The sequence below is a fragment of the Magnetococcales bacterium genome (assembly GCA_015228815.1).
Classification (GTDB): Bacteria; Pseudomonadota; Magnetococcia; order Magnetococcales; family UBA8363; genus UBA8363.
This window is the reverse complement of the sequence record JADGCV010000002.1, coordinates 41,639-66,130: the sequence shown is the minus strand read 5'-3', so window position 1 is coordinate 66,130 and position 24,492 is coordinate 41,639. Positions and strand designations below refer to the sequence as shown.

The 24,492-nt window shown below is 56.5% G+C and carries 23 protein-coding genes; 9 read left to right on the top strand and 14 right to left on the bottom strand.

Features of this window, described 5'->3' with window-relative positions; all coding sequences use genetic code 11:
- Positions 1-12: 12 nt before the first annotated feature.
- The 4 genes from HQL76_01395 to HQL76_01380 form a co-directional block, all read right to left on the bottom strand.
- Positions 13-837, bottom strand: a complete 825-nt coding sequence (locus HQL76_01395; protein MBF0107818.1) for an RMD1 family protein — start codon at positions 835-837, stop codon at positions 13-15.
- Positions 827-1,609 (bottom strand): phosphate signaling complex protein PhoU, encoded by a 783-nt coding sequence (gene phoU / locus HQL76_01390; protein ID MBF0107817.1) that lies wholly within the window; start codon positions 1,607-1,609, stop codon positions 827-829. Before phoU ends, HQL76_01395 begins: the two co-directional genes overlap by 11 nt.
- A gap of 132 nt (positions 1,610-1,741) precedes the next feature.
- The gene (locus HQL76_01385) at positions 1,742-1,981 is read right to left on the bottom strand and encodes a hypothetical protein (GenBank protein ID MBF0107816.1); all 240 of its coding nucleotides are present in this window, start codon (positions 1,979-1,981) and stop codon (positions 1,742-1,744) included.
- A 4-nt stretch (positions 1,982-1,985) separates the two neighbouring features.
- Positions 1,986-3,065, bottom strand: a complete 1,080-nt coding sequence (locus HQL76_01380; GenBank protein ID MBF0107815.1) for a patatin-like phospholipase family protein — start codon at positions 3,063-3,065, stop codon at positions 1,986-1,988.
- Between the two features lie 198 nt (positions 3,066-3,263).
- Between HQL76_01380 and HQL76_01375 the strand changes: the two genes are divergently transcribed.
- The 3 genes from HQL76_01375 to HQL76_01365 all read left to right on the top strand — a co-directional run bounded on the left by HQL76_01375 (position 3,264) and on the right by HQL76_01365 (position 5,106).
- A complete protein-coding gene (locus tag HQL76_01375) occupies positions 3,264-4,199 on the top strand; it encodes an oxaloacetate decarboxylase (GenBank protein ID MBF0107814.1) in 936 nt (311 codons plus the stop codon).
- A 488-nt stretch (positions 4,200-4,687) separates the two neighbouring features.
- Entirely contained in the window at positions 4,688-4,912 is a 225-nt protein-coding gene (locus HQL76_01370) for a type II toxin-antitoxin system HicB family antitoxin (protein ID MBF0107813.1), read from the top strand.
- On the top strand, positions 4,909-5,106 hold the full coding sequence (locus HQL76_01365; protein ID MBF0107812.1) for a type II toxin-antitoxin system HicA family toxin: 198 nt from the start codon (positions 4,909-4,911) through the stop codon (positions 5,104-5,106). Before HQL76_01370 ends, HQL76_01365 begins: the two co-directional genes overlap by 4 nt.
- Positions 5,107-5,458: 352 nt before the next feature.
- Here HQL76_01365 and HQL76_01360 read toward each other — a convergent pair whose 3' ends face one another.
- On the bottom strand, positions 5,459-9,007 hold the full coding sequence (locus HQL76_01360) for a PAS domain S-box protein (protein MBF0107811.1): 3,549 nt from the start codon (positions 9,005-9,007) through the stop codon (positions 5,459-5,461).
- Between the two features lie 300 nt (positions 9,008-9,307).
- Between HQL76_01360 and HQL76_01355 the strand changes: the two genes are divergently transcribed.
- Genes HQL76_01355 through HQL76_01345 form a run of 3 tightly spaced genes read left to right on the top strand, consistent with a single transcriptional unit; the run spans position 9,308 to position 13,433 of the window.
- Positions 9,308-10,957 (top strand): hypothetical protein, encoded by a 1,650-nt coding sequence (locus HQL76_01355; GenBank protein ID MBF0107810.1) that lies wholly within the window; start codon positions 9,308-9,310, stop codon positions 10,955-10,957.
- Positions 10,954-12,384, top strand: coding sequence for a glutamate--cysteine ligase (locus HQL76_01350; protein ID MBF0107809.1), 1,431 nt, complete (start codon positions 10,954-10,956; stop codon positions 12,382-12,384). Before HQL76_01355 ends, HQL76_01350 begins: the two co-directional genes overlap by 4 nt.
- A complete protein-coding gene (locus HQL76_01345; protein ID MBF0107808.1) occupies positions 12,384-13,433 on the top strand; it encodes a peptidase M14 in 1,050 nt (349 codons plus the stop codon). The genes HQL76_01350 and HQL76_01345 overlap by 1 nt, the downstream gene beginning before the upstream one ends.
- 102 nt (positions 13,434-13,535) lie before the next feature.
- Here HQL76_01345 and HQL76_01340 read toward each other — a convergent pair whose 3' ends face one another.
- Both HQL76_01340 and HQL76_01335 read right to left on the bottom strand, forming a co-directional pair.
- Positions 13,536-15,242: a DUF262 domain-containing protein gene (locus HQL76_01340; GenBank protein MBF0107807.1), complete on the bottom strand. Its 1,707-nt coding sequence runs from the start codon at positions 15,240-15,242 to the stop codon at positions 13,536-13,538.
- Between the two features lie 27 nt (positions 15,243-15,269).
- Positions 15,270-16,265, bottom strand: coding sequence for a TAXI family TRAP transporter solute-binding subunit (locus HQL76_01335; protein ID MBF0107806.1), 996 nt, complete (start codon positions 16,263-16,265; stop codon positions 15,270-15,272).
- 300 nt (positions 16,266-16,565) lie between these two features.
- Between HQL76_01335 and HQL76_01330 the strand changes: the two genes are divergently transcribed.
- Positions 16,566-17,660 carry a uroporphyrinogen decarboxylase gene (locus HQL76_01330; GenBank protein ID MBF0107805.1) on the top strand — a complete coding sequence of 365 codons (1,095 nt, stop codon included), beginning with the start codon at positions 16,566-16,568 and terminating at the stop codon, positions 17,658-17,660.
- A gap of 9 nt (positions 17,661-17,669) precedes the next feature.
- On the opposite strand, the gene HQL76_01325 is transcribed toward HQL76_01330, so the two are convergent.
- From HQL76_01325 to HQL76_01295, 7 genes are all read right to left on the bottom strand, one after another.
- Positions 17,670-18,056, bottom strand: a complete 387-nt coding sequence (locus tag HQL76_01325; GenBank protein ID MBF0107804.1) for a response regulator transcription factor — start codon at positions 18,054-18,056, stop codon at positions 17,670-17,672.
- A gap of 106 nt (positions 18,057-18,162) precedes the next feature.
- The gene (locus HQL76_01320; GenBank protein ID MBF0107803.1) at positions 18,163-18,552 is read right to left on the bottom strand and encodes a hypothetical protein; all 390 of its coding nucleotides are present in this window, start codon (positions 18,550-18,552) and stop codon (positions 18,163-18,165) included.
- Entirely contained in the window at positions 18,549-19,490 is a 942-nt protein-coding gene (gene secF / locus HQL76_01315; GenBank protein MBF0107802.1) for a protein translocase subunit SecF, read from the bottom strand. Before secF ends, HQL76_01320 begins: the two co-directional genes overlap by 4 nt.
- A gap of 41 nt (positions 19,491-19,531) precedes the next feature.
- The gene (gene secD / locus HQL76_01310; protein ID MBF0107801.1) at positions 19,532-21,127 is read right to left on the bottom strand and encodes a protein translocase subunit SecD; all 1,596 of its coding nucleotides are present in this window, start codon (positions 21,125-21,127) and stop codon (positions 19,532-19,534) included.
- A 120-nt stretch (positions 21,128-21,247) separates the two neighbouring features.
- Positions 21,248-21,664 (bottom strand): preprotein translocase subunit YajC, encoded by a 417-nt coding sequence (gene yajC / locus HQL76_01305; protein MBF0107800.1) that lies wholly within the window; start codon positions 21,662-21,664, stop codon positions 21,248-21,250.
- 169 nt (positions 21,665-21,833) lie between these two features.
- Entirely contained in the window at positions 21,834-22,127 is a 294-nt protein-coding gene (locus HQL76_01300; GenBank protein MBF0107799.1) for a type II toxin-antitoxin system RelE/ParE family toxin, read from the bottom strand.
- Entirely contained in the window at positions 22,124-22,339 is a 216-nt protein-coding gene (locus HQL76_01295) for an addiction module protein (GenBank protein MBF0107798.1), read from the bottom strand. The genes HQL76_01300 and HQL76_01295 overlap by 4 nt, the downstream gene beginning before the upstream one ends.
- Before the next feature lie 332 nt (positions 22,340-22,671).
- On the opposite strand from HQL76_01295, the gene HQL76_01290 reads away from it, so the two are divergent.
- Together HQL76_01290 and HQL76_01285 are read left to right on the top strand one after the other, a co-directional pair.
- Positions 22,672-23,571 carry an HDOD domain-containing protein gene (locus HQL76_01290; protein ID MBF0107797.1) on the top strand — a complete coding sequence of 300 codons (900 nt, stop codon included), beginning with the start codon at positions 22,672-22,674 and terminating at the stop codon, positions 23,569-23,571.
- On the top strand, positions 23,568-24,455 hold the full coding sequence (locus HQL76_01285) for an MBL fold metallo-hydrolase (protein MBF0107796.1): 888 nt from the start codon (positions 23,568-23,570) through the stop codon (positions 24,453-24,455). The genes HQL76_01290 and HQL76_01285 overlap by 4 nt, the downstream gene beginning before the upstream one ends.
- The last annotated feature ends 37 nt before the right edge of the window (positions 24,456-24,492 follow it).

Here is a 24,492-nt window from a genome sequence, read left to right as displayed (position 1 = left end):
GCTTTTTCCACTTCAGTGCCGCCCGAAGAGTTCATAGAGGGTCAGACCGATTTCAACAAGAATGAGAATCACGACATACCATTCAACGCGAAGACTGCGATGGGTATGAAGAAGCCCCAGGACCATTTCCGTCGTTCGGGCGATGACACTGAGTTTTCGTTCCAGGGCGCGACTGCGGTCGGCGATTTCATATTCCTCGGCCAGTTCATGATGCAGCCGTTCCAATTGGGGAAAATCCCAAAGAAAAGCGGGCCGTTCGGTCACTTCGACCCGTCCGACGGTCCGTTGTTCGACAAGCAGGGTATCGCCGATCTGGCCCAGAAGTTCGCGCCCGCGGGCACGACGCCACCACCCCTGCCGCAATCCTTCGGCCAACGGCTCGACCTGATCGAATACCAAAGCCACTTCGTTTTCATGGTGTTCAAGCACCAAACTCTTGGCCAGGACATCGGCGACCACCGCCAGGCTCGGAACGTCCGCCTGCGCCAAATGCACATCGCCCTGGGAAGAAAAACGATTGCCATTGCCGATGCTGATTTGCACCAACTCCCGTCTCGCCTCGGCAAACCGCTTGAGCACCAAAGGTTCGATCCGCTCCAGAAACGCCCGCTCTTCCTCGGGATCGACCCCGAAAAGGACGACCACCCCAAAACGGAACAACACCGCAAGCCCGTTCCGACACACCGGCAGGGCATGACATCCCGGTCCCAGTTCGCCCGGTTCCCGTTCCAGTTCGCGATGCATCAGGCGCTCGCCCAGATAGATGGCGACCCCTGAAAGCGTTTTCGTGGCATCGAACGAAAACTGCTGCCGACACGGTCCCTGATCAGTTGCCAAGATGGATCATTTCCTCCGCTTCGAGCCGGACCCCGGCGAATGGCGCGGCAGGCAGGACCGATTTTCCCACCGTCAAGGTGGCATCGTTTCTGGAACGCATGTTCCAGGAGGGTTTCTTTCCCTGGACACGGAACAGCAGTTCCTCGGCGATGCTGGCCACATGATCGCCAATCCGTTCCAGATTGTTGGCAATGAAAAGAAGATGGATGCACGAGGTGATGTTGCTGTGCGATTCGATCATGTAGGTCAGGAGTTCGCGCACCATGCTGCCATAGAGGGAGTCCACCGCATCATCTCCCTGCCATATTTTCGTGGCCAGTTCCGCGTTTTCCTCGATCCATGCCAGATGCATGCCCCCCAATTGTTCGAACACCATCGACCCCAGGACCTTGAGACTTCCACCCGCCTGGGGAAAAGGTTGCCGCACCAGTTCACCGACCCGATTGGCAATGTTTTTGCTCAGATCGCCAATCTGTTCCAGTTCCGAGGAGACCTGCTGGATGGTGATGACCCAGCGCAGATCGTCCGCCAGGGGCGAACGCAATGCCAGAACACGAATCACCTTCTCCTTGATGGTGTCCCCGAGGCGATCGATCTCGACATCCTTGAGGGCCACCTCGCTGGCCATTTCCAGGTTGAAATGGGCCACGGCATGCATGGCTTCGTGGATCAGGGTGTATACCAGGCCGAACTGACGCACCACCAGTTCATCCAGCCGGTCGAGTTCCTGATCGAAGGAGGTCACCACATGGGGCAGCAGGTTTTTCGACATGAATTTGGATTCCTCGAATGGTTGATCGTCCCAAGGCGGGGGATGAGCCCTCCCGAATCCTCCGCCAATCCGTTCACCGCGAGAACCGTGCCAGATCCCGCCCCCATGGCGTCTCAGGCGGCGGCCATTTGTTCAAGGTGATGAATTCAAATTGGAAAACAAATCCGGGAATACTGCTTGAACCGTTGTTTCAAAAAAGACATTCTCGAACGGAAACGATGGATCATCCAGAAAAATTTTCGAAGGTGAAGAATTTTTAAGGCGCCCACCAATATGGTTCCATGAAAGGCCAAGGAAGCGCTCACAAGAAACCTTGGGACCAGGCCACCAACCCCGAAAGACGCAGGCGACCCGATCCCGGTGCGCTTTCATGTCATCATCCCTGATGGCGCTGTTCTTTTTCCAAGGTTTCCAGGGCGATGCGGTATCCCACATCGCGACGATGCCCGATCGTTTTCCGGGTAAAATCGGTTCCCGGAATCAACGCCTGTTCCCCGATGGAATACGATTCCGTCAATTCGATGACAACCGGCGGCGTAAACGGTTGATAGGCACGCAAATCCTTGAATCCCTCATCCTCACGCAAAGGACTGTCCGGGGGAAGCAATTCATCGACCTTCATGGCAAATTCCCGGAAACGATTCATTTTCTGGAAAAGTTTCAGATCGTAATCAATCTTGCACTCAAAGTTGATGTTCGTTTTTCGACTGTCCACTTCGATCATGTTCTTGGGGACCACGCCCTTCTGGGGAAAGAGCGACAGGACATAAACGGTCCGACGACAGGTTTGCCCTGGAGCATCCTTGATCCCGTTCAATCCCTTGAAGGCGGGCTTGAGCGGGGTATTGTCGAAAAGCCCACCGTCCCAGTAGTGTCCACCGTCGATTTCCACCATGGGAAATCCGGGAGGAAGCGCACCGCTGGCAAGGATATGCCGGGCATCGATCGGACGACGTCCCCCCGGAGGAGACGAATCCTGTCCAATGCCTGCGAAATTGGCGAACACTTCAAGCCGGCCCGATTCGATATTCAGGGAGGTCACCGCCAACCGGATCGGACCATGATTCAATTTATCCCAGTCGATCAAATCGTCGAGGGTCTTGGCCAGAGGGCTTGGATTCGAGAAAAAGGTTTGCGACCATGGAGCAAAGAACAATCCGGGATTGGTGTAATACATTCCGGGATTGTAAGGCAAGGACAGAAGATGATGCAGGGCGTCGGGAATTCCCGGCATGGGCAAGGCGCTCAGCCGCTGCCACAATTCGTCCAGCGCCGCGACCGGATCGTCGTTGCGGCACCCGGCAATGACGGCGGCATTGACGGCGCCGATGGAAACCCCCGTCACCACCGATGGACGAATCCCCTTCTCCCACAATGCCGTGAAGGCGCCATACTCATACGCCCCAAAGGCCCCTCCCCCCTGAAAGACAACGGCACTCAAATGATTACTTTCCATGATGACCCCTCCAATTTTTTTCTTTACATGAACCAATCCACTTGACGAAATGGAATATACCTCAATGTTGATCATAAAAAAACAATAAACACTCAAAAGCGCAGTGGATGAACCAGAAGCCTTTCCCCGGGAGGGAGATCGACCGGTTGATTGCCGCAGGCAAATATGAAAGACTCAATGTGGACAGGCCATGCGCCAATGCAATCGCCCCATCCTTCGGACAGGAGCAATGATGTGACCACCAGGAACCAGGAACCTGCGGCAAAACGGCTGCGAACCCTGTTGGCCCGACCCGGAATCCGGATCGCCCCGGCGGTTCATGATTGTCTTGGCGCCCTCGTCGCCGAACAGGCGGGATTCGACCTGATTTTTTCGGGAGGTTTTGGCATTTCCGCCTCGCGCCTGGGGCTGCCGGACCTGGGATATCTGACCGCCACCGAAATGATCGACGCCGCCCGGGCCATCGCCAGGGCAACCCGTTTACCGGTCATCGCCGACATGGATACCGGATACGGCAATCCGCTGAACGTGGCGCGAACGGTCATGGAAGCGGTTGCGGCTGGCGTTGCCGGAATTATTCTCGAAGACCAGGCATGGCCGAAACGCTGCGGTCACATGGAAGGAAAACAGGTCATCGACCCGGCGGAACATGTCGAAAAAATTGCCGCCGCCCGCCATGCCGCCGGCGACAGCGACTTGGTGATCGTCGCCCGTACCGACGCCCGGGCCATTCATGGCCTGGAGGATGCCCTGAAACGGGGCGAACGGTATCTGGCCGCCGGGGCCGACCTGTTGTTCGTCGAGGCGCCGCGCTCCAGAGACGAGTTGGAATGCATCGCACGCCATTTCCCCGGCCATCACCTTTTCGCCAACATCATCGAAGGTGGAAAAACGCCCAACCTTTCGGCCAGGGAACTCGAAACGATGGGATACAAGGTGGTTGTCTTCGCCTTGTCCGGGTTGTTCGCGGCCACCGAGGCGTTGCAGAACTGTTTCGCCCACCTGAAACATTTCGGGACGACCGAAGGGCTGGCCCACCGGATGGATTTTGCCGGTTTCGAAAAGGTGATCGGTCTCGACCGGCATCGCGCCCTGGAGAAAAAACTGATGCCCCGGTCCGACACGTCCTGTTGAACACGATTCGACCGTTCGTGCATAGGAGTTACGCAGTTGAAATCGTGATTCTAATAAAATCAACAAGTTACTTTAACTTTCGTTAATTTAATGTTTGCAATAAAATCAACAAGTTGGCCATTTCAACTGCGTAACTCCTATCAAAAACAAAACCCTGGGGGCAATCCCCCAGACCCCTTTTTTCTTTCAATAGTTTTTAACACGGGGAAGGGTCTGAACGGAAATCAGGGGACAGAATATCCATTTCCTTTCCGGCTTGAAAAAGTTAAGATGACTCATGGTCAGAATCGCTCGTGTTGTTGCTCCTGATTGATTCATCCGGCTAGATTTTGGACGCAATGGGAGCCAAACCTGACAAATTTCAGTGGACTGGAAAGGTGAAATCCTGGACAATCTGACTGTGGAAGCGTTGTTTCACCGTGGCACAACGTCTCGTCATCAAGTTCCGGACGCAAGTATTTACGGATCATACAGAAGGGGCAATTCTCATGAACATCCAGTGGAACGCTGTTTTCAAGAAAGTCCCGGAGGGATATATCGGTTTTATCGAGGAACTTCCGGGAGCCAACACCCAGGGGGCAACATTGGAGGAGACGCGAGCCAATTTGGAGGAGGCAATGGAGATGGTTCTTGAAGCCAACCGGGCGATGGCTGAGGAGTTGTTACAGGGTGATGGATGGATTCGGGAACCTCTGGCCGTAGCCATTGCATGAAACGACGTGATTTGGTACGCCACCTTGAAAAATTTGGGTGCGCGTTGTTGCGTGAGGGAAATCGGCACACACTGTTCGTTCATCGCGCGAAGAAGAAAAGCTCAACAGTTCCCAGGCATAATGAAATTAACGACAACCTTGCCGTGAAAATCTGCAAGGATCTGAACATACCTAAACCTGACTCTATCCATTGAATGAGAAATCCGGTAGATTGGAGAATTGGCGTGCCAACTGTAGAGGGGGACGGTAGCATGTTTTCCATGCGGCTTTCGCCATGGACCTAAGGCCACCTCCCATGATCGCATTTCCAGTTCCCCCTCATCGAACCGGACGTGCGGATCTCCCGCATCCGGCGCTCGGACAAGACATCACGCTAACGCACGCAGAAAATTACGTCGGTGTTCTTGCAGAGAAACAAACCCTAACTTTTCTGCCTGTGTTTCCGACATAATCACTGGCGTGGCTAGGCATTGGTATGTTCTTCAACCGCACGATTCGGGGGATCAATTCCATCCGTTCCAGGCACCCTCCGGGTTCAATCAATGATCAAACAATATTCCGATCGATTCCCAATCGTTCCAGACATTCATTCAACGTCGTCTCGGCCCCTTCGAAATCATACCGGGACACCTGCCGTTCCAATCGATCCATCCATGAACCCAGCGCTTCGTTGACCAGGCCATCACGCAGGCTGGCCAGGGTATGATCCACTTCGGCATCATAGGAGGCCAATTGCCGGGAAGCCAATCGCAGCAGGTCGTTTCTCCTGGCGATGAGTTCCGGGGTCTCCGCCTGGACCGGCACGGCAACCGTGTCCTCCTTCGTCCGGGACAGGACACGTTGAATATCCCCGAGCGACTTTTCCAACCTTTGGGAGGTCAGGTCGAGGTGTGGTCGGTAGACCGCCGGTTCGTCGCCATTTCTCAGGGCTTTTTCCAGCCTTCCGGCGGCCAGGGTCAATTCGACCGCGCCGATGGTGGCCGATACCCCTTTCAGGGTATGGGCAAGCCTGAGGGCCGTTTCCTGATCGGCCATGGCCAAGGCCGATTCGATGGCGGAACAGGCCGAACGCTGGTTGTCGCAAAATTTGGACAAAAGCCCAAGATAACCCGCGACATTGCCGCCCATCCGACGCAATCCCCCCAAGGTATCCATGCCCGGAATCTCGGGCAGGGACATCCCCTCATTCAGTCCCTTGTGTTCAGGCAAACCGTTTTCAGGCCGAGCCCCTCCCGGATGCACCGGTCGGATCCATCGAGCGATCTTGGCGAGCATTTCGCATGGATCCACCGGTTTGGCGATGTGTTCCTTCATGCCGACCGCCAGGCATTCTTCGCGATCATCGGCCATCGCATTGGCGGTCATGGCCAGAATGGGCAGTTCCTTGAACCTGGGATCGGCTCGGATTTTCCGTGTCGCCGTAATGCCATCCATCACCGGCATCTGCACATCCATCAACACCCCGTCCACCACCTCCCGCTCAAGGATTTCCAGGGCCGCCAGACCGTTTTCCGCCGTCAGGACCGTCACCTGCGCCTGTTCCAGCAATTCCCTGGCGACCTGCCGGTTGATTTCGTTGTCTTCCACCAACAGAATCCTGGCCCCCGAAAGTGTCGCTCCGACATCGCAACCACAGCCCGGCATGGATCCCGACGCACCGGCTTCGACCCGAACAACCGGCCCCAGGGCGTTGACGGGGTTTCTCTCCACCCGTTTGGATGAAATCCCCAACAAAACCTCAAAAATAAATTCCGAACCCCGGCCCGATTCACTTTCGGCCCAGATCCGTCCCCCCATCAATTCGATGAGACGGCGGCTGATCGCCAATCCAAGCCCTGTGCCACCATAACGACGGGTCGTCGATGAATCAGCCTGGGAAAAAGGACGAAACAATCGTTCCCGTTCCTGCCGGCTCATCCCCACGCCGGTATCCCGGACCGAAAAACGGAGGCGAACCGAATGTTCTCCACGGTCGATGACCTCGACGTGAACCGAGACCTGCCCCACCTCGGTAAACTTGATGGCGTTGTTGACCAGATTGATCAATACCTGCCCCAGACGTAATGGATCACCCACCAGGCCCGGAGGGATGTCGGCGGCGGCCAGAAGAAGAAATCTCAGATTTTTCTCCTCGGCCTTCAAGGACATCACCGCTTCCATGTTGTCCAACACCGCGTCCAGAGTAAACTCGATCGCCTCCATGTCCAACCGGCCCGCCTCGATTTTTGAAAAATCAAGAATGTCGTTGATGATGCGCAGGAGCGAGGTTGCCGAATTGTGAACCTTTTGGATGTAATCCTGCTGGCGCGGGGTCAGTTGCGTTTGCAGACACAGATGAGACAATCCGATGACCGCATTCATCGGCGTTCTTATTTCATGGCTCATGTTGGCCAGGAATTCACTCTTGGCCCGTGCCGCCGCTTTCGCCTCGGCGGTGGCAATCTTGAGCGAAGTGATGTCGGAGTAGACCACAACACTGCTGCCATCCGACATCTGGCTTTCCGAAATCCGGATCCAGCGATTACCGCTGAACTCCTCCTCGAAGGTTTGTACCATCCGATCCGCGCGCCGGGCCCGGTCTTCAAGCAGAGGATCGCGGTATTCGGCAGATTTGGTGATCTGCCCCCGTTCCACCGCCACCCTGAGGATGTCTTCATAGGTCGTCCCGGCGACGATCAGTTCGGCAACCTTGTCATGCAGCTCGTGAAAAGCGTTGTTCCAGATTTCCAGCCGGCCATCCTTGTCGAAAATGGCAAAACCATCGCGGATCGATTCGAGCGACATCATCAGCAACATGTCGCTCTTTTCCTTGAGGCTTTCCGCTTCCCGAATCCTTGTTTCATCTTCCTTCTGCCGGGTGATGTCCCGCGAAACCCCGACATAACGGATGACCTTTCCCTCCCGATCGACGATGGGGGAAATGGTCGTCCCCGCCCAATAATGACTTCCGTCCTTTCTGCGATTGAAAAATTCGCCCCGCCATATCTTGCCCGACTTCAAGGTCTGCCACAGGTGCCGGTATTTCTCGGGATCCGACTCCGACCCGAGAATCTTCGGATTCCTGCCCACCACATCGCCGACCCCGTAACCGGTCAGTTCGACAAACTGCGGGTTGACGTACTCGATGGTTCCGGCAAGATCGGTGATCATGATGGCGTTGGGATTGTTCTCGACGACACTCGACAGCTTCAACAGTTCGGCTTCTTTTTCCTTTTCCCTCGTCAGGTCGCGAATGATGCCGGTAAAAAGAAACTCGCCACCGATCTCGATCCGACTGACGGTCAGAAACAGAGGAAATTCCGTCCCATCCTTGCGCCGGCCACGCAACTCCCGACCATGGTCGATGATGTGGGCGACACCGGTGCGAATATAGCGTTCGATATGTTCGTCGTGTCGCTCGCGAAACGGTTCCGGCATGAGACACTGGACGTTCAACCCGATCACTTCCCGGGAAGAGTACCCGAACAGGCGCGTGGCGGCCCGGTTGAACGATTCGATGATGCCGTGACAGTTGATGGTGATGATGCCGTCGCCGGCGCTGTCGAGCACCATGCGCATGCGTGCTTCCTGTTCCCGCAGGCACCCTTCGATCTCCTTGCGCCGGGTAATGTCTTCGTAGATCCCCAGGACCCCCAGTGTTTCGCCACCCGGCCCCGGAAGCAATACCTTGCTGGTCCGATGCCATTGTCGCTCGCCACTGGAGGTGCGGCGCACCCGTTCCATGTTCATCAGTGACGTCCCGGAATCGAGAACCTTGCGGTCCTCCAGCTGGTATTCCTCCGCATCCCGACTCCAAGGCATCTCCCGATCGGTCTTGCCGACGACCTCTCGCGAGGATTGATGTCCCGAATCCAGGGCAAACAGCCGGTTGCATCCAAGATAACGCCCCTGGGGATCCTTCCAGAACACCCGCACCGGAATGGTGTCCAAAACCAGTTCCAGCATGGCCGCCCGCCGGCGGATTTCGTGATCGACCGTTGGGCAATACCCCCTGAACGGAACAGAATGTTCGTGGCGCCGTGCAAACCGGAGGGTTCCCAGAACGCCAAGGAGCACGCCCACCGCCAGAACCGACAACAGAATCGATATGTCCAAACGTTGGATCCCTTCTTTTCGACGACCTGCGATCACACATCCGACCTCCCGGACCCCGCAATCGCCCTTCCCCGTCAATGCGACACGGGAATGCCTGTAACATTCAAATATTACGTACCTTTCTCCATTCCATCAAGCCGTGGTCACCCTGGTTGTTGACAGGCATCAACAATTCTTGCGAATCGGCGATGTCCCCCATTGACAGCGATGGCCAATCTCCTGTTAATGCAAGCGTGAACACTGCGAAAAAGCAGGGTCGTTCCGATCGCCACGGCAGACTCCAGCACCTGGAATTCCATCATGATCATTCCCAGCGAGGCCGCGAACAGAGTTCGGCAATTCCGCCAGATTCTCCTCTGGCCCCTCCAATTGATTCCATTGCCCGAGGATGAGTCCCGAAGTCACTGGCAGTTCTTCGACGACATCCGCAGGGGATCGCCGTGGATGCGGATGGCCGATGAAATTGGCAATGAATCCGGTGGCTTCCAGGAGATCTACTACAAGGAATTCTCGGTGTTTCTCCCTTACGTCCGTCGTTTTCTCTATGGTGAAAACCGCGGGCCATGGATCCACGGCGAGGAGGACCATCCCGGCGATGCCGCGGTCAAGATTTTTCGCCGCCGGGATGTCACAACCCTGCGGGTGGTCCCGCGGGTGGGACATCCTCCGATCCAGCTTTCGGTGGACAGCATCGATCTATTTTTTTTCGACGACATCGATCTTGTCTTTCTGAAGGTCGAGGTCAGTGGCAACGACCTGCCCCTGGCGACGATCCAGGAATTGCTCTACCGCTTCGGTCGCGCCTACCCCACGGGATGGAACGAGGACGGACTGGGAATTCACAACGTCCCCGTCGCCGAATGGCTGGGGCCTGCGGGTGAATCGTTGATGACCTCCGATTTCGGCGACCGGTCCAAGTTTCTCACCTTCACCAAACAGCACCGGGTCCCCGCGACAGCGGCCCATTGGTCGTTTCTGCTTCTGCCCCTTGTTTTTGCCGTCTCCGGGGAGGTAGGCATGTTGCGGTTTCATCAGATCGAAAACCATCACATGCCGAAAATGGCCTTTGTCGCCCTCGACGATCCCCGTTCGCTGACCCGCGATCAATGGTTGCGACTGGGGATGGCCGATTCGTTGCATCCCGATGAACCCATACCGCGCAATGATCCCGATGTCATCCATTTCGAGGCGAATTATTGCTTCGACCGCTATTGGAGCAATACCGAGGAAGGGCCCAACTGCCGGTTTCTCTGTCATGGCCGGACCATGCTGTTGGTCGGCGACGCCCAGGCAAGTTATTTCATCAACGGCAACCGGGGCATGCTGGCGCAATTCCGCCATCAATATTTCATCCTGTTTCTCATCGCCCATCTTCATCGGGCCTCGCTGCTGATCTTCTCGGACCAACTCGTCGATGCCATCCATGACCTCGATGTCCGCCAGAGTCAGTCGTTCCGCACGTTTCGCCATCGAATCCACAATTGCTTCGAAGCCTTTCTCCGCTTTACGCATCGTTACTGGTTTCATGAAATCTCGGAACGGACCGACATTCAATCCCTGTTTCGCCTCTGCGGCAAAAACCTTGGCAACGACAGCCTTTACGAAGAGACCAAGGAAGAACTGCGCGACATGAGTCAATACCTCGACAGCGACATGCAGCGGCGCCAGTCGAAAACAGTCACCCAACTGACCGTGGTCACCGCCTTCAGCCTCATCGGCACCCTGACCACCGGATTTCTGGGCATGAACACCATCGACGAAACCACCGCGCCCCTTTGGATCCGCTGGGGATTGTTTTTCCTGACCTTCATCTCCTCGGCCATCATTCTGCTGTTTACCTTGATTCAATCCCAGGGATTATGGGATCTGATGGAGGCCATTTCCGATACCAAAAAGCCCCTGTTGTCACGCATACTTCTTCTGGTCGGCATGGGAAAGGAGAAGCAATGAACAGTGAAACAAAGGCGAGCCGTTTCAATCCCTTCGACTTTTTTCTCTTCGGTTCGCGACTGTCTCGGGAAACGGATCTGTTGGCGACCTGGTTTGCCGAGCGTCGGTTTCTGCACGATCAGGGTTGGGGCGGATTCGAACTGGAAGCGTGGCTCGTGGATGCGGGCGGGAATCCGGCGCCGCGCAATCAGGCGTTTCTGGAACGGCTGGGCGACTATCCCCTGGTTCCGGAGCTGTCGCTGTTCAATGTGGAGTTCAATACCGAGGAACGCCCCCTCAGGGGCGATGCCCTGCGCCGGATGCACGATTCCCTGGCAACGACCTGGACCACCTGTGATCGGATCGCCATGGAGATGGAGATGGGACTCATGATGATCGGCATCCTCCCCACCGTCTCCTTCGAGGACCTCACCTTTCGCAACATGACCCCGATCAGCCGTTACATGGCCCTGAACGAACAGGTGATCCGGATGCATGGCGACACCCCGTTCGAGATCAACATTTCCGGACGGGAACATCTGCGGCTGGAACATCACGACATCCTGGTCGAGGCGGCGACCACATCGTTTCAGATTCATTTGCAGGTCAACCAGGAAGAGGCGGTGCGCATGTACAATGCCGCCCTGATCGCCTCGGCCCCCATGGTGGCCATCGCCGCCAACGCCCCCTTTCTGTTTGGCAAGTCGCTCTGGGACGAGACCCGTATTCCGGTCTTCGAGCAATCGGTTCCCCTGGGCCGCGACCGTGCCCTGAGCGGCCCCCTGCCCCGGGTCGATTTCGGCCACAACTATGTCCGCGATTCGTTGCTGGAATTGTTCCTGGAAAACCAGCAATCCTTTCCGCCGCTGCTCCCGATCACCGCCAACGATCGCCCGGAGCACATGCATCATGTCCGCATGCACAACAGCACCATCTGGCGTTGGAATCGACCTCTGGTCGGATTCGATTCCCAGGGACGTCCCCATCTGCGTCTGGAACACCGGGTCACCTCCGCCGGCCCCACCGTCATGGATTGCATGGCCAACGCCGCCTTGTTCTACGGTCTGGTCCATGCCCTGTCGGAGCTTGAAACGCCGCCGGAGCGGGTCATTCCCTTCTTCGAAGCCCAGACAGGCTTCTATCTTGCGGCACGGCATGGGCTGGAGGCCTCCATCCTCTGGCTTCAGGGAAATCGCGTTTCACTGCGGGAGTTGCTCTATCGGGACCTCCTGCCCCTGGCCCGAAGGGGATTGGATCGCGCCGGTCTCGACGCCGCCGATCGTGATGAATTTCTGGGAATCATCGAGGGCCGCTTGCGCACGGGACAGAATGGGGCGGCATGGCAACGCGCCTTCGTGGAACGGCACGGCAAGGACATGGGGGCCCTTACCCTGGCCTATCTCGAACGTCAGCGCGCCATGACGCCGGTACATGGATGGACCCTCTGATGCTCACCATTCGCGATCATTTTCCCGCACCCCTTCTCTCCACCCCTGCCCACGACCTCCACAAGTTTCTGCCGGGACCGACACTCTGTCACCTCCCTGGAATCAACCCGCGCCCCTTGTTCGTTTCGGTTCTGTTGCACGGTAACGAAACGACGGGGTTCGTCGCCATCCAGAATCTTCTTTCACGCCATTCCGGGCGCCCTCTGCCACGCGCCCTTTCCATTTTGATCGGCAATGTCGCGGCGGCCAGGGACAGGCGGCGGCATCTGGAGGGCCAACCGGACTTCAACCGCATCTGGTGTGGCGAGGGGGGCGCGGAATTCATCATGGCCGGGGAGGTTCTGAGTGACATGGTTCGCCGGGAGGTGTTCGCCGCCATCGACATTCACAACAACTCCGCCGCCAATCCCGAATATGCCATGGTTGCCCGTCTGGCCCCCTGTAATCTTGCCCTGGGACGCATGTTCAGTGACAAACTTGTTTTTTTTCTTCAGCCCCAGTCCTCCCTGACCTCCGCCTTCGCCGACCATTGCCCCGCCGTCACCATCGAATGCGGCCTTCCCGACAATCCCCAGGGGGTGGAACGGAGCGTCCGTTTCCTCGATCGACTGCTTCGTCTGGAATCCATCCCCGCCGACCCCGGTCCCCTGGAAAACCTTGACCTGTTCCAGATTGTCGCCATGCTCAAGGTTCCCGGAGAACGCCCCTTCGGGTTTGACCCGAATCATCAACAGGATTTATGTTTCCTGCTTGATCCGCCGCGGCAGAATTTTCAACGGTTACCGGAGGGCACGGTCTTTGCCCTGGACCCCTTGGGACCTGGCCCCATTCTGGAGGTGGTCGATCGGAGCGGCGCCGACGTGGCACATCGTTTTTTCCGCATGGAGGGGTCGAGACTCATCACGACACGCCCGTTCGTCCCCGCCATGCTGACGTTGGACCAGCGCATCATCCGACAGGATTGCCTGGGCTATATCCTGGAACGGGTGCGGCACTTTCCCATCGATGCCCCCGAAATCGTGGACCGGAGAAAACGCCAGGAAGAGTGATCGGAATTATTGAAAGAAAAAAGGGGGCTGGGGGATTGCCCCCAGACCCCTTTTTTCTTTCAATAATTGAACCCGGAGGGGACCTGGGCCGTTACATTTCCTTCAATGCGCGCAGGAAAGCCTCCAGATTTGCACCGCCCTTCGGGCCATCGCCTGTTGTCGTTTTTCCAACAGGGCCGGGGTCCACTCCACAGGAGCCAGCTCCGCCACCTCACGACTCAGGGCGTACCGACTCTGTTTAAAAGCCTTCAATTTTTCCAAATAATCCGAATTGCCAATCAGCCGGTTCGCCTTCGACTCCAACAGCGTCATGTTGCCCAGACGATACCGCGCCTCATCCCATGATGATTCATCAAACATCTCCCCCCAGACCTCCAGGGGGTTCTCGGGAAGAATATGCTCGATGGTTCCCGGATCCGTTTGATAGTCACACGCCATTCCCGAACGATCGGTTTCCAGTTTGGCCAAAATATATTTGGCCAATTTTTGTTTTCCTTTCGTCGGAAGGGACAACGTGGAAAAATTTTGTTGAAACGTGCCGTCCGCTACATACACCGAACGTAAATGAACAAACACCGCCTCTGGCGTTCCCCGACCCCCATCAAGAATAAATTTTGCCGCTTTATGGTAGACAGGCTCCAGTTCGTTGGAATTCAAACCGCTGACAATCGTAAAACGGAATGTTATTATCGAGATCATCCTCAGAATGGATTTAAAATTTTCACGGCTACACTTTTCCCATGCGGCAAATACCAAAGGCGTCATCTGTTGCGCCCGGAACAAACGCAACTCCTCGATTTCCGGTCGGCATTCGGGGCGTTCCAACCAATACTCATGCTGCGGATCGAAGACCGCGGAAAACAATTCCGCCCGGTGTTCAAGGCTGTCCATCAGGCCAAACACCTCTGCGGGCGTCCCGACCCGATCCCGTACCAACTTGAACAGACGCTGTTTCCTGACCTTGGGAATGTCACAGAGCAGATGATAACGAAGAAATTCCGGAAACTTTTCCTGACCTGAAACACCCATCATGTCATGCCACCGCCTTTGCAGGGATTCCAGATCGGCCTTGGCTTTTATTCGCGAAAACAGATAATTTTTAAGCAAATCGGTTGCGGAAAGTTCAAGACCGCGGGCATTCAATGTTTCAAAGACGGTATAGGCGTTCAACTCATTGTCCACCGATATCCAAATGAACTGAAGCTGGCGCGCCACCGTTTCATTGAGCAGTTGCGCCAGGGCCAAACCATTCCCCTGCATGGACTCTTCCCGCGCAAGCCTTGACGAAAAAAAGAGAAAACCTTCCCATAACAAACGGTTGGAATGGGGCAAACGGCGAATGTTGGCTGGTCTTCGTCCCTGAACCAGGTAGTCCTGATAAAAACCGTTGTCGGTCTCATTCAGGAACAGCTTGCTGCTTTCGACCAGGGAAGCGGGATCTTTTTCGCCAATGAAGCGACCGCGCAGCCCAATAGAACGTTCCCGGTTCTGTTCGGGTTCGATCCCTTCCTTTACCAGGGTCTGCAATCGATCAAGCACTGCCAGGGCCAACAGACTCAATGTCGCCAAACGTTGTTGACCATCGATAATCCGGAACTCACGGTCGGAGATCCCCTCCAGGACCAGCGCCCCCATATAATGATTGACATCCAGATTTCCATGCATCTCGATGATGTCATTCCATAAATCTTCCCATTGCTCCTCGTTCCAGGAATAATCCCGTTGATACGGGGGGACACGATAAATCTTTCCGTTCCCCATGAGATCGAGAAAGGTTGCCGTTGTCTGGAGCAGAAGCGATTTCCCCATGGGAATTCCTTCAAGAAAAAAACAAACTCATTTTCCCTCGGGTTGAAACCATCCCTTCTCGGAGAAATATCTTAATGCACCGTTGTGGTAGGGAACACTGAACTGGGGCAACATCACCTTGGGAGAGAGTCGGTGGAAAAGCGGATTGGATTGACGCAGCTCTTCGATATGATCGAAGATCCCCTTGACAATCCGATAGGCCGCCTTTTCGGAAACATCGATGGTCGTCAGGACCAGGAGTCGGATTCCGAACGAGGGAACCGGAGCCTTGACCCCCCGGTAGAGTTCTCCGGGGACTTCACTTTTATCATAATAGGACCGCTCGTCCACCATTTTTTCGATGCAGGGTTCGGTCAGGGGAAGAATCGCCAGGGAATGTTCCAGGGAAAGCCGGGTCAATGCCTCATCGGGATGGCTGGCCAGGGAAAAATAGGCCTGAACGGCATGATTTTTCATCCCGCTCGACAACTGGGTCAATTTTCCGTCATCGACAAGTGTCAGGTCGGAAGTGGACAGGTTGCATGATTTGAGAACGTCAAGCACCACCCGTTCATTATCCGGTTCGGCAACGCCGACATGGATCTTCTTTCCCTCGATGCCGCGAAAGGTGGAAATGGCGGCATCCCTGGGGATGATCAGGGTTACGACCTCCTGATGCAACGAAAACAAAACCCTGAGATTGGAAAATCCTTTCTGGAAGGGAGGCTGACCGTGCCATGCCCGATACACGACATCGGCCCGGGCCAGACCAAGTTCAATCTTTCCCTCCTGCAACGCCAGGAGATTATGGGTCGAACCGTCGCTGACCAACGTTTCGCAAGGAATCGTCGCCGTCTCCTTTTCTTTGGCAAGGGTTTGGCAAATCGAAGTTCCTGCCCGGTGCAACTTTCCTTCCAGCCCCCCCGACCCCACGCGGATTCGATCGATGATGGTTCCCTCCCCGGTATTTTTGTTCTCCTCCCCCGAAGAACAGGAAGAAAGCAATACCAAAGCCGCCACTGCCCCCATACGGAAGATTCTCATTTCCAGCCTCAATCACAGGCAGAATGAATACCAACAAACCTGTTCAAAGTCCGTTTCATCCTTTCAAACGGTTCCGGACCCCAGGCTATCATGTCATCCTGGGGATTGTCCAAGAACCGAGAATCGACCCCGGGTGACCGTATCCGTCCATGATCGCCCAAGAAAAGTCGAGGAAAACACACCGGGAAAATTGACGACAAGGAAAGCGGATGAAACTTGCAATGGATGGTAACTCATGGGTATCCTTCAAGATCGAGCCAATCAACCCCCTGAGCGACAGGCAGGCAGGAACCTGATCCAATGAACATACCTTCCGAGCCGCGATCCTTGTTTTTACGCGCCTGTCTGGGCCTTGATGTCCCCCAGACGCCTGTCTGGCTGATGCGCCAGGCGGGACGTTACCTGCCCGAATATCGAGAAGTCCGGCGCCAGGCGGGAAGTTTCCTGGCTCTGTGCAAAAACCCCGAACTGGCGACACAGGTGACCTTGCAACCCATCAACCGTTTCGGTCTCGACGCCGCCATCCTGTTTTCCGATATTCTCGTCGTCCCGGAAGCGATGGGAATGGAACTGCATTTTCTTGACGGTGAAGGTCCCCATCTGCCCCATCCCCTGATCCGGCCTGGCGATCTTGATCGTTTGCGCGAGCCCGATCCCGGGAAGGATCTGGGTTATGTTCTGGCGGCCATCGATCTGCTCGTGAAACACCTCCCCGATCCCATCCCCCTGATCGGTTTTTCCGGCTCGCCATGGACCTTGGCGACCTACATGATCGAAGGGGGATCGAGCAAAAAATTTGCCCGGATCAAAACCATGCTTTATGACGACCCCCGACTGCTCGACCAACTGCTGCAACGTTTGGTTCACGCCGTCACCGACTATCTTAACGCGCAGATCGACCACGGTGTCAAAGCGGTCCAGATTTTCGATACCTGGGGCGGAGTCTTGGGACCCGAAGCCTATCGTCGTTTTTCCCTGGAACCGATGGCCCGTATCATTGCCGGTCTCAAACGACACGATGCCACGGGCGCCCAGGTCCCGGTCATCGTCTTTTCCAAAGGTTGCGGTGGCTATCTTGAGATGATCGCCACCTCCGGATGCGACGTGGTCGGATTGGATTGGACAACGCCCCTGGACCAGGCCCGGACCCGTCTGGGAGCCAAAGTCGCACTTCAGGGAAATCTTGACCCGGCGGTCCTCAACGCAGCCCCCCAAAGGATCCGGATGGAGGTCATCAAGGTCCTTGAATCAATGGGAAACCGCAACGGCCATGTCTTCAATCTGGGCCATGGGATGGAACCCGGCATCGATCCGGAAAAGGTTCCCGTCCTGATCGCCGCCGTCCGTGAAGAAAGCCGCCGCATCCGCCATCGGTCGGAAAAAACGACGAATTGACGGACGGTTTTATGGAGCCGGCAAAAGTTCGGAGACCGCCTTGCGGACCTCTTCCGGCGAAAACGGCTTGCTCATGACCCTCAGAGCGCCGAAATCCCTGGCCATGTCCAGATTGAAGGTGGCATCCAGACCCCGCCCTCCTCCCGACATGGCAATGATCCGGGCGTCGGCAAAACTTTCCGTCATCTCCATGATCAACTCGACCCCATCCTTGACCGGCATGAGGATGTCGGTGATCACCAGATCAAAGCGGTATTTGCGGTACAAGTGAATCCCCTCGTCCCCATCGCGGGCCTCTTGAAGTTCGTGTCCGTCCTCCCCCTCAAGAATGGCGCGCAGATAGGCACGAATGTTCTCATCATCGTCTATGATCAGTATTCGAGCCAATGAAAGGATCCCGTTTCAAGAAGTGATCCGCCCCGATGCATCAGGGTGGAACCGATTCGAGGCAGGTCCGACCTGCCCCCAACACGCGCCGTCCACCAAACGAACGTCACCGCCATCAGTGCGTGTTGGACGACTTTCCTCCTCCCTTCTGGGTCAGATGGTACGCAGCGACCGAAGCCTCTTCGACCTCCCGGATCATTTCCTGTTTGGAACGGATCAGGAGATCCATGGGAATCCCGGTGCTTTTGGCAATCTGTTTCAATCCTTCCGAATTCTGAAAATGGCGTGCCGCCAGGGTAATCTTGACGAAATCATCAAGAATGACCTGGCGGAATTCCTCACTGGCGACCATGGTCAGACAGTCGGCCATCCTGTTCCATGGGGTTTTTTGTTCCAGCGCCACGGCGAGCGCCGCCATGGCCTGATCATGGATCCGGTCTTCCTCGGCGGAAAACCGGGGGTCGGCCACATGAAACCGCAATTGATAATCGTCGGTACCGCTCATGAAACCGCTTCCTTTGCCTTGACCGAAGTGGAGCCCCCCTTCATTCCTTTTTTCTCGAACAACAACACAATCGGACTCGCCACAAAAATGGATGAATAGGTCCCGACGATGATGCCGAAAAGAAGAGTCAGAGAAAAATCGTGGATCACCTCGCCACCGAAGAAAAACAAGGCCACAAGCACCAGCAGAACGGTCCCCGAGGTGATGATGGTCCGTGAGAGGGTCTGATTGATGGCAATATTGATCACCTCCGCCAGTTCCTGTTTCTTGCGACGTTTCATTTCCTCCCGGATCCGATCATATACCACGATCGTGTCGTTGATGGAATACCCGACCAACGTCAGGATGGCGGCGACGATCACCAAAGTGAATTCGATGCGTAGCAGAGAAAGAAGGCCGACGGCTACGAAGGTATCGTGAATCAAGGCAAGAATGGCCCCGTAGGAAAATCGCAGCTCAAATCGCCAGGCGACATAGATAAGAATGGCCACCATGGAATACACCATGGCCAGCGCCCCCTGTTCCGCCAGTTCGCTGCCGACCTGGGGTCCGACGAACTCGACCCGCCGCAGTTCGACATTCCCCTGGCCCGCCAGGGGTTCCAGGCTTTTGACGATCTGCTCGGCAAGTTGGCTCGACTTCCCTCCGTCATCGGATTGTTTTTCGACGCGGATGATGATTTCCTCGCGGGCGCCGAATTCCTGGATGACGACATCACCCAGGCCAAGTCGGGTCATGGTGGCACGGATTTCGTGGAGTTGGGGCGGTTGCACGAAGCGCACCTGGACCAGGGTGCCGCCGGCAAAGTCGATCCCTGGATTGATTCCCTGCAACATCAAGGAAATGGCGCTGGCAACGATCATCAGGCCCGAGACGAGAAAAGCGGCCCAGCGCCAGCGAATGAAGTCAAGATGGATTTTCGATGAGATCAGTTCCATGGGGCAATCGGTGTTCCTTAGTCAAATCGAGGAAATCGCCATCAGATGCTCAAGGATTTCAGGCGCCGGTTTTTGACGATCATGGCCAGCAGCACCCGCGTGACGAAAATGGCGGTGAACATGGAAGCGATCAGACCGATGGACAGGGTCACGGCAAATCCCTTGACCGGTCCCGTCCCGAATTGAAACAAAACCAGGGCGGTGATCAACGTCGTCAGATTGGAGTCGAGGATCGTGACAAAGGCGGTATCGTATCCCTGATCGATGGCGGCCAAAGGAGTCCGTCCCAGGCGCAATTCTTCGCGAATGCGCTCGAAAATCAGGACGTTGGCATCGACCGACATCCCCATGAGGAGGACCATGCCGGCGATCCCCGGCAAGGTCAGGGTGGCCTGGATCCAGACAAGGATGGCCAGAAGGACGACAATGTTGAGCACGACCGCCACGTTGGCCAGCCAGCCGGACCCCTTGTAGTAGATCCCCATGAAAAGGACGACCAGGGCGCCACCGATCAACACTGAAAGCAATCCCTGCTCGATGGAATCCCGCCCCAGGGTCGGCCCGACAGTCCGTTCCTCCATGATGGTGACCGGCGCGGGAAGGGCGCCGGCGCGGAGGATGATCGCCAGGTCGTGGGCCTCCTCGGTAGTGAAACTGCCACTGATCTGCGCCCGACCGCCATCGATCCGTTCGCGGATCACCGGGGCCGAGTAGACCGTCCCATCCAAAACAATGGCCATCCGTTCTCCCACATGTTCACCCGTCAACTGACCAAACTTGCGGCCTCCCTGGCTGTTGAAGCTGATGGAGACGTAGGGTTCGTTGAACTGGGAATCAAAGTTGACCCGGGCATCGGTAAGGAGATCCCCCGACAGGACGGTCCGTTTCTTGAGCAGGTAGGGTTGACGGGTCTTCTTGCCACTGGCGCGGTCGAACTGTTCGCCATACAGGAGGATGTCCCCGGGAGGGATGCGCCCTTCGATGGCCCCGGCCAGGTCGCCTTTTTCATCGACCATCTTGAATTCAAGGCGGGCCGTCCGACCGATGAGCCCCTTGGCCCGCGCCGGATCCTTCAAGCCGGGAAGCTGAACCAGGATGCGGTCTTCTCCCTGTTTCTGGATGGTTGGCTCCGCCACGCCGAATTGATCGATGCGCGAACGGATGGTCTGGATCGACTGTTCAACGGCGAAACTTTTGATTTCCTTCTGACTGTTTTCCGAAATTGTCAACGTCAAGGCCAGCCCGTCCGGCGCGGTGGCAAACGCGACGTTCACGATTTCCGCCGCCAGGGCCTTGCGGACCGGTTCGACATCGGCGGCCTGCGACAGTTTGACGACGACCCCGTCGGTACCACCCGCATGTTCGACGCCGCGATAGCGAAGTTTTTCCTTGCGCATGATGGCGCGGACATCGTCCACCATGTTTTCCGCCGCCTGTTCCACCGCCTTGGCCGATTCGACATGCAACAGGAGGTACAATCCTCCCTGAAGATCCAACCCGCGGGCAATGACCTGCCGCGGCAACCATGACGGCCACCAGGAAGGGACCCCACCCATCAGGCTGGGGGCGGAATAGAGGAGGGAAACCAGAGTCACCAGCAGGACCACCGCCGGCTTCCACCAGGGAAGTTGTTTCATTGTCCACCCATTGTATTGCGCGGGGAGGGCATCATCGTGTCCCCCTTCGGCCCTTGCCCACGCCGCGGGACGCAACCGACGCCGACAGTTCCGGAAAATGCCTTGATGTCACCAGAGTCTTCATGATCCGGAAGACGTCGATCCCTTCCCTTCCTTCCCTTCCTTTTCTTCCTTGTCGTCCGCCGCGGGTTGCGTTCCCGCCTTGGCGGTCACCTGGGAGATGGTGCCGCGCCGCACCTTGACCCGGAGGGGCCGAAAGGTCTTGTCACCGACCTCCACCTCGCCCAATTCGACGGTGATGGTATCTTCATCGATCCGATGGATCTTGCCGAGCAATCCGCCGCCCGTCAGGATCGAATCGCCACGTTGCAGATTCTGCAACATTTCCTTGTGCGCCTTTTGCTGCTTTTGTTGCGGTCGGATCAGGAGAAAATAAAAAATGGCGAACAGCAGCACCATGAAGATGATGTTGCCGATGGCCGCTTCGTTGCCGGTGGCCCCCCCCTGGGCATGCGCATCACGGATCAGGTCGAACATCCTGGCACCTCGAACAGGTTATCGGGAAACAGTCACTTTTCGAAGGAATGACAATAGAAACCTTATCGACGCTTTTCAAGGTTTGATCACCATCCCGGCCTGGGAAAATCGCGCGGGCATTGCCAGATCCGCGCTGGAACCCGGAGGCGAGGGGAAACGGAAACTCCAGTCACCCTTTCAAACGGTCGCGCCAGTATTCGGGGCGGCGATGCAAATGCGCCACGGCGACGATCAGAATGTCCGATCCGTCCGCATGGTAGATCAGCCCGTAGGGAAAACGCCGCAAACGACAACGCCGGGCGTTGGTGCCGAAGGGGTGCCACGCCTCCGGGTAGCGCTGCACCAGTTCCAGAGCCACCAACACTTCGGCCAGGAACGCCCGGCCAAGACCGATGACCTGCCCTTCGTGGAACGCCACCGCTTCGTCGAGTTCCCTCTGGGCGGCTTCAAGGAAGCGGATCATCGATATTTGGCCAGGACGTCATCCAGGGGGATCGCCTTCATCTCCCCCCGCCGGTAGGCCGCCAGACGCTCCTCGGCCTCCTGGGACCACAGCCGATCCATTTCCCGATCCGGTTCGTCCAGGCTGCTCAGAATGGCGTCCACCAATTCCAGACGCGCCGATGGACTCAATTTTCGGGCTTGTGCCTCTATGGCGGTTGCGGTGGCGTCCATCATGTTCTCCATCATGCCCTGATGATACGGAAAGATGGTGATGTTGAAGCACATTCTCCCTGCGCATGACTGCTTTTTGCCCCGGACAGGGCATTGGGTGTGTTGCCGGGAAGGTGCATGCGTTCACCTTTGGCAGCGACAGTATGCATCATGGCAGATCCCTTCAGCAGGTTTCATACACAATCGGCACGCAACGGAACGTCTTTATTCTTGAATACCGCGACAATCCATGAAACCATCAAGATTCAGAGGTACGTTTCCGAACATTCCGATCCGACGCATCGAACATCGCGGCGGCTCACCCTGGCAAAAATCCTCCACCCGCAACGCTCATGGCCACCACCGAACCCGATCTTTTTTCGCTGATGGAATCGATCACGGCGTTTCCACTCAGCGGCTATCGCATCCTGCAACTGGCCAACGACCTCGATTGCCCGCCCCGGACGTGGGTTCGGGTCATCGAACAGGACCCGATCCTGACCCTCCACCTGATACGCCTGGTCAACACCGATCATTTCGGTCTGACGCGCAAGATTCTGTCGGTCAAGCAGGCGGTCGTCTTTCTTGGCGTCAACACCGTCAAAAACCTTGCCCTGGAGATCGCCCCAATGGAACTGATCGCCGGGGCCGACCCCGCGACAGGACCGCTTACCCTGGTCCACCGTCACAGCCTGACGACCGCCATCATCGCAAAAAAACTGGCACGAGGTCTCGGGTTTTCGGAACGCGACGCCACCGACTGCCATGTGGCGGGATTGTTGCACGATTTTGGCAAAATAGCCCTTCACCGGCTGTTTCCGGAACGCTATACGGCACTTCTGCGTCGGAAAGACCGGGAAGATCTGGAAGAAGAACAATTCGTCGCCCTGGAGTGGCAGGAGTTCGCAACCACCCACACGCTCGTCGGCGACACCCTGGCCCGAAAATGGCAACTGCCGGAACTGATCGTACACAGCATGGGCGGGCATCACGAGGCCGACCGATGCGCCGGAAATCCGCTTCTGGCCTGTGTGTACGCCGCCAACATGATTGCGCAAACGATGGACCGGGATCATTCAGGCCGTCCCTCCCGGAAGGTGGTCCTTCCCGCGACGATGGTTGCGCTGTTCAATAAGGATCTGGAAGGACTGTCCACCGAGCTGGGACTCTTCGCCGATGAAATCGATCATGCCATGAGGTTGACCACCGTTTGGGAGAATGGTTTCATGACCCCGTTCGAGAATCACTCATGAAACTGACCTTCAGAGGCGTCCGCGGTTCGATTCCCGTTCCGGGACCGGGAACCTTGCGCTACGGGGGCAATACAACCTGTCTGGAAATACGCGGCGACCAGGGAGAGTTGATCATCCTCGATGCCGGGACCGGCATCTACCCACTGGCCCAGACCCTGTTTGCCGAACTTCCCATCGAGGCCCACCTGTTTCTCACCCATACCCATTGGGATCACATCCAGGGGTTTCCCTTTTTCATCCCCGCCTTCATCCCCGGAAACATCATCCACATCCATGGCGCCTTCGACCCCGTCGGTCAAAAAAACATACGCCAGATTCTGTCGCGGCAGTTTGAATACTGTCATTTCCCGGTCCGCGAGGCGGAACTGAAAGCCACCATCCATTACACCACCCTCAAGGAACGCCAAAGCATCCAGGTTGGCAGCGTCACCGTCCGCAACATGTTGATGAACCATCCGGTTCTCAACTTCGGCTACCGCCTCGAATGCCATGGAAAAAGCATCGTTTTCACCGGTGACCATGAACCGCTTTACAACATCTACCTCCCCGAGGACGAAGAATGGGCGGAATATCAGGGCTACATCAATGAAAGAAACAAGGAGATCATCGACTTCATTCATGGCGCGGACGTCCTCGTTGCCGATACCTCCTACACCATCCAGGACTATCCCCAGAAAAAAGGATGGGGCCATTCAACCTTTGACGCCAACATCGATCTGGGCCGAGCGGCCCAGGTGCGCTCGATCCATTTCACCCATCACGAACCGACCCGCCGCGACGATGAATTGGAACGGGTCTTCAAGGAGGCCATCGACCGCAAGGAGGTCACCGTCCACGGACCCGCCTGTCACCTTGCCCGTGAAGGATCGAGCATCACCCTTTGATCATGTTCCCCGCCTTTCCCCCGATCGGTCACGCCCG

Bases quoted from the DNA above. Each gene is read 5' to 3' on its own strand.
- phoU (MBF0107817.1), bottom strand. From the start codon at position 1,609: ATGTCGAAAAACCTGCTGCCCCATGTGGTGACCTCCTTCGATCAGGAA.
- HQL76_01385 (MBF0107816.1), bottom strand. From the start codon at position 1,981: ATGAAAGCGCACCGGGATCGGGTCGCCTGCGTCTTTCGGGGTTGGTGG.
- HQL76_01380 (MBF0107815.1), bottom strand. From the start codon at position 3,065: ATGGAAAGTAATCATTTGAGTGCCGTTGTCTTTCAGGGGGGAGGGGCC.
- HQL76_01375 (MBF0107814.1), top strand. From the start codon at position 3,264: ATGCAATCGCCCCATCCTTCGGACAGGAGCAATGATGTGACCACCAGG.
- HQL76_01370 (MBF0107813.1), top strand. From the start codon at position 4,688: ATGAACATCCAGTGGAACGCTGTTTTCAAGAAAGTCCCGGAGGGATAT.
- HQL76_01365 (MBF0107812.1), top strand. From the start codon at position 4,909: ATGAAACGACGTGATTTGGTACGCCACCTTGAAAAATTTGGGTGCGCG.
- HQL76_01355 (MBF0107810.1), top strand. From the start codon at position 9,308: ATGATCATTCCCAGCGAGGCCGCGAACAGAGTTCGGCAATTCCGCCAG.
- HQL76_01350 (MBF0107809.1), top strand. From the start codon at position 10,954: ATGAACAGTGAAACAAAGGCGAGCCGTTTCAATCCCTTCGACTTTTTT.
- HQL76_01345 (MBF0107808.1), top strand. From the start codon at position 12,384: ATGCTCACCATTCGCGATCATTTTCCCGCACCCCTTCTCTCCACCCCT.
- HQL76_01340 (MBF0107807.1), bottom strand. From the start codon at position 15,242: ATGGGGAAATCGCTTCTGCTCCAGACAACGGCAACCTTTCTCGATCTC.
- HQL76_01335 (MBF0107806.1), bottom strand. From the start codon at position 16,265: ATGAGAATCTTCCGTATGGGGGCAGTGGCGGCTTTGGTATTGCTTTCT.
- HQL76_01330 (MBF0107805.1), top strand. From the start codon at position 16,566: ATGAACATACCTTCCGAGCCGCGATCCTTGTTTTTACGCGCCTGTCTG.
- HQL76_01320 (MBF0107803.1), bottom strand. From the start codon at position 18,552: ATGAGCGGTACCGACGATTATCAATTGCGGTTTCATGTGGCCGACCCC.
- secF (MBF0107802.1), bottom strand. From the start codon at position 19,490: ATGGAACTGATCTCATCGAAAATCCATCTTGACTTCATTCGCTGGCGC.
- secD (MBF0107801.1), bottom strand. From the start codon at position 21,127: ATGAAACAACTTCCCTGGTGGAAGCCGGCGGTGGTCCTGCTGGTGACT.
- yajC (MBF0107800.1), bottom strand. From the start codon at position 21,664: ATGTTCGACCTGATCCGTGATGCGCATGCCCAGGGGGGGGCCACCGGC.
- HQL76_01300 (MBF0107799.1), bottom strand. From the start codon at position 22,127: ATGATCCGCTTCCTTGAAGCCGCCCAGAGGGAACTCGACGAAGCGGTG.
- HQL76_01295 (MBF0107798.1), bottom strand. From the start codon at position 22,339: ATGGACGCCACCGCAACCGCCATAGAGGCACAAGCCCGAAAATTGAGT.
- HQL76_01290 (MBF0107797.1), top strand. From the start codon at position 22,672: ATGGCCACCACCGAACCCGATCTTTTTTCGCTGATGGAATCGATCACG.
- HQL76_01285 (MBF0107796.1), top strand. From the start codon at position 23,568: ATGAAACTGACCTTCAGAGGCGTCCGCGGTTCGATTCCCGTTCCGGGA.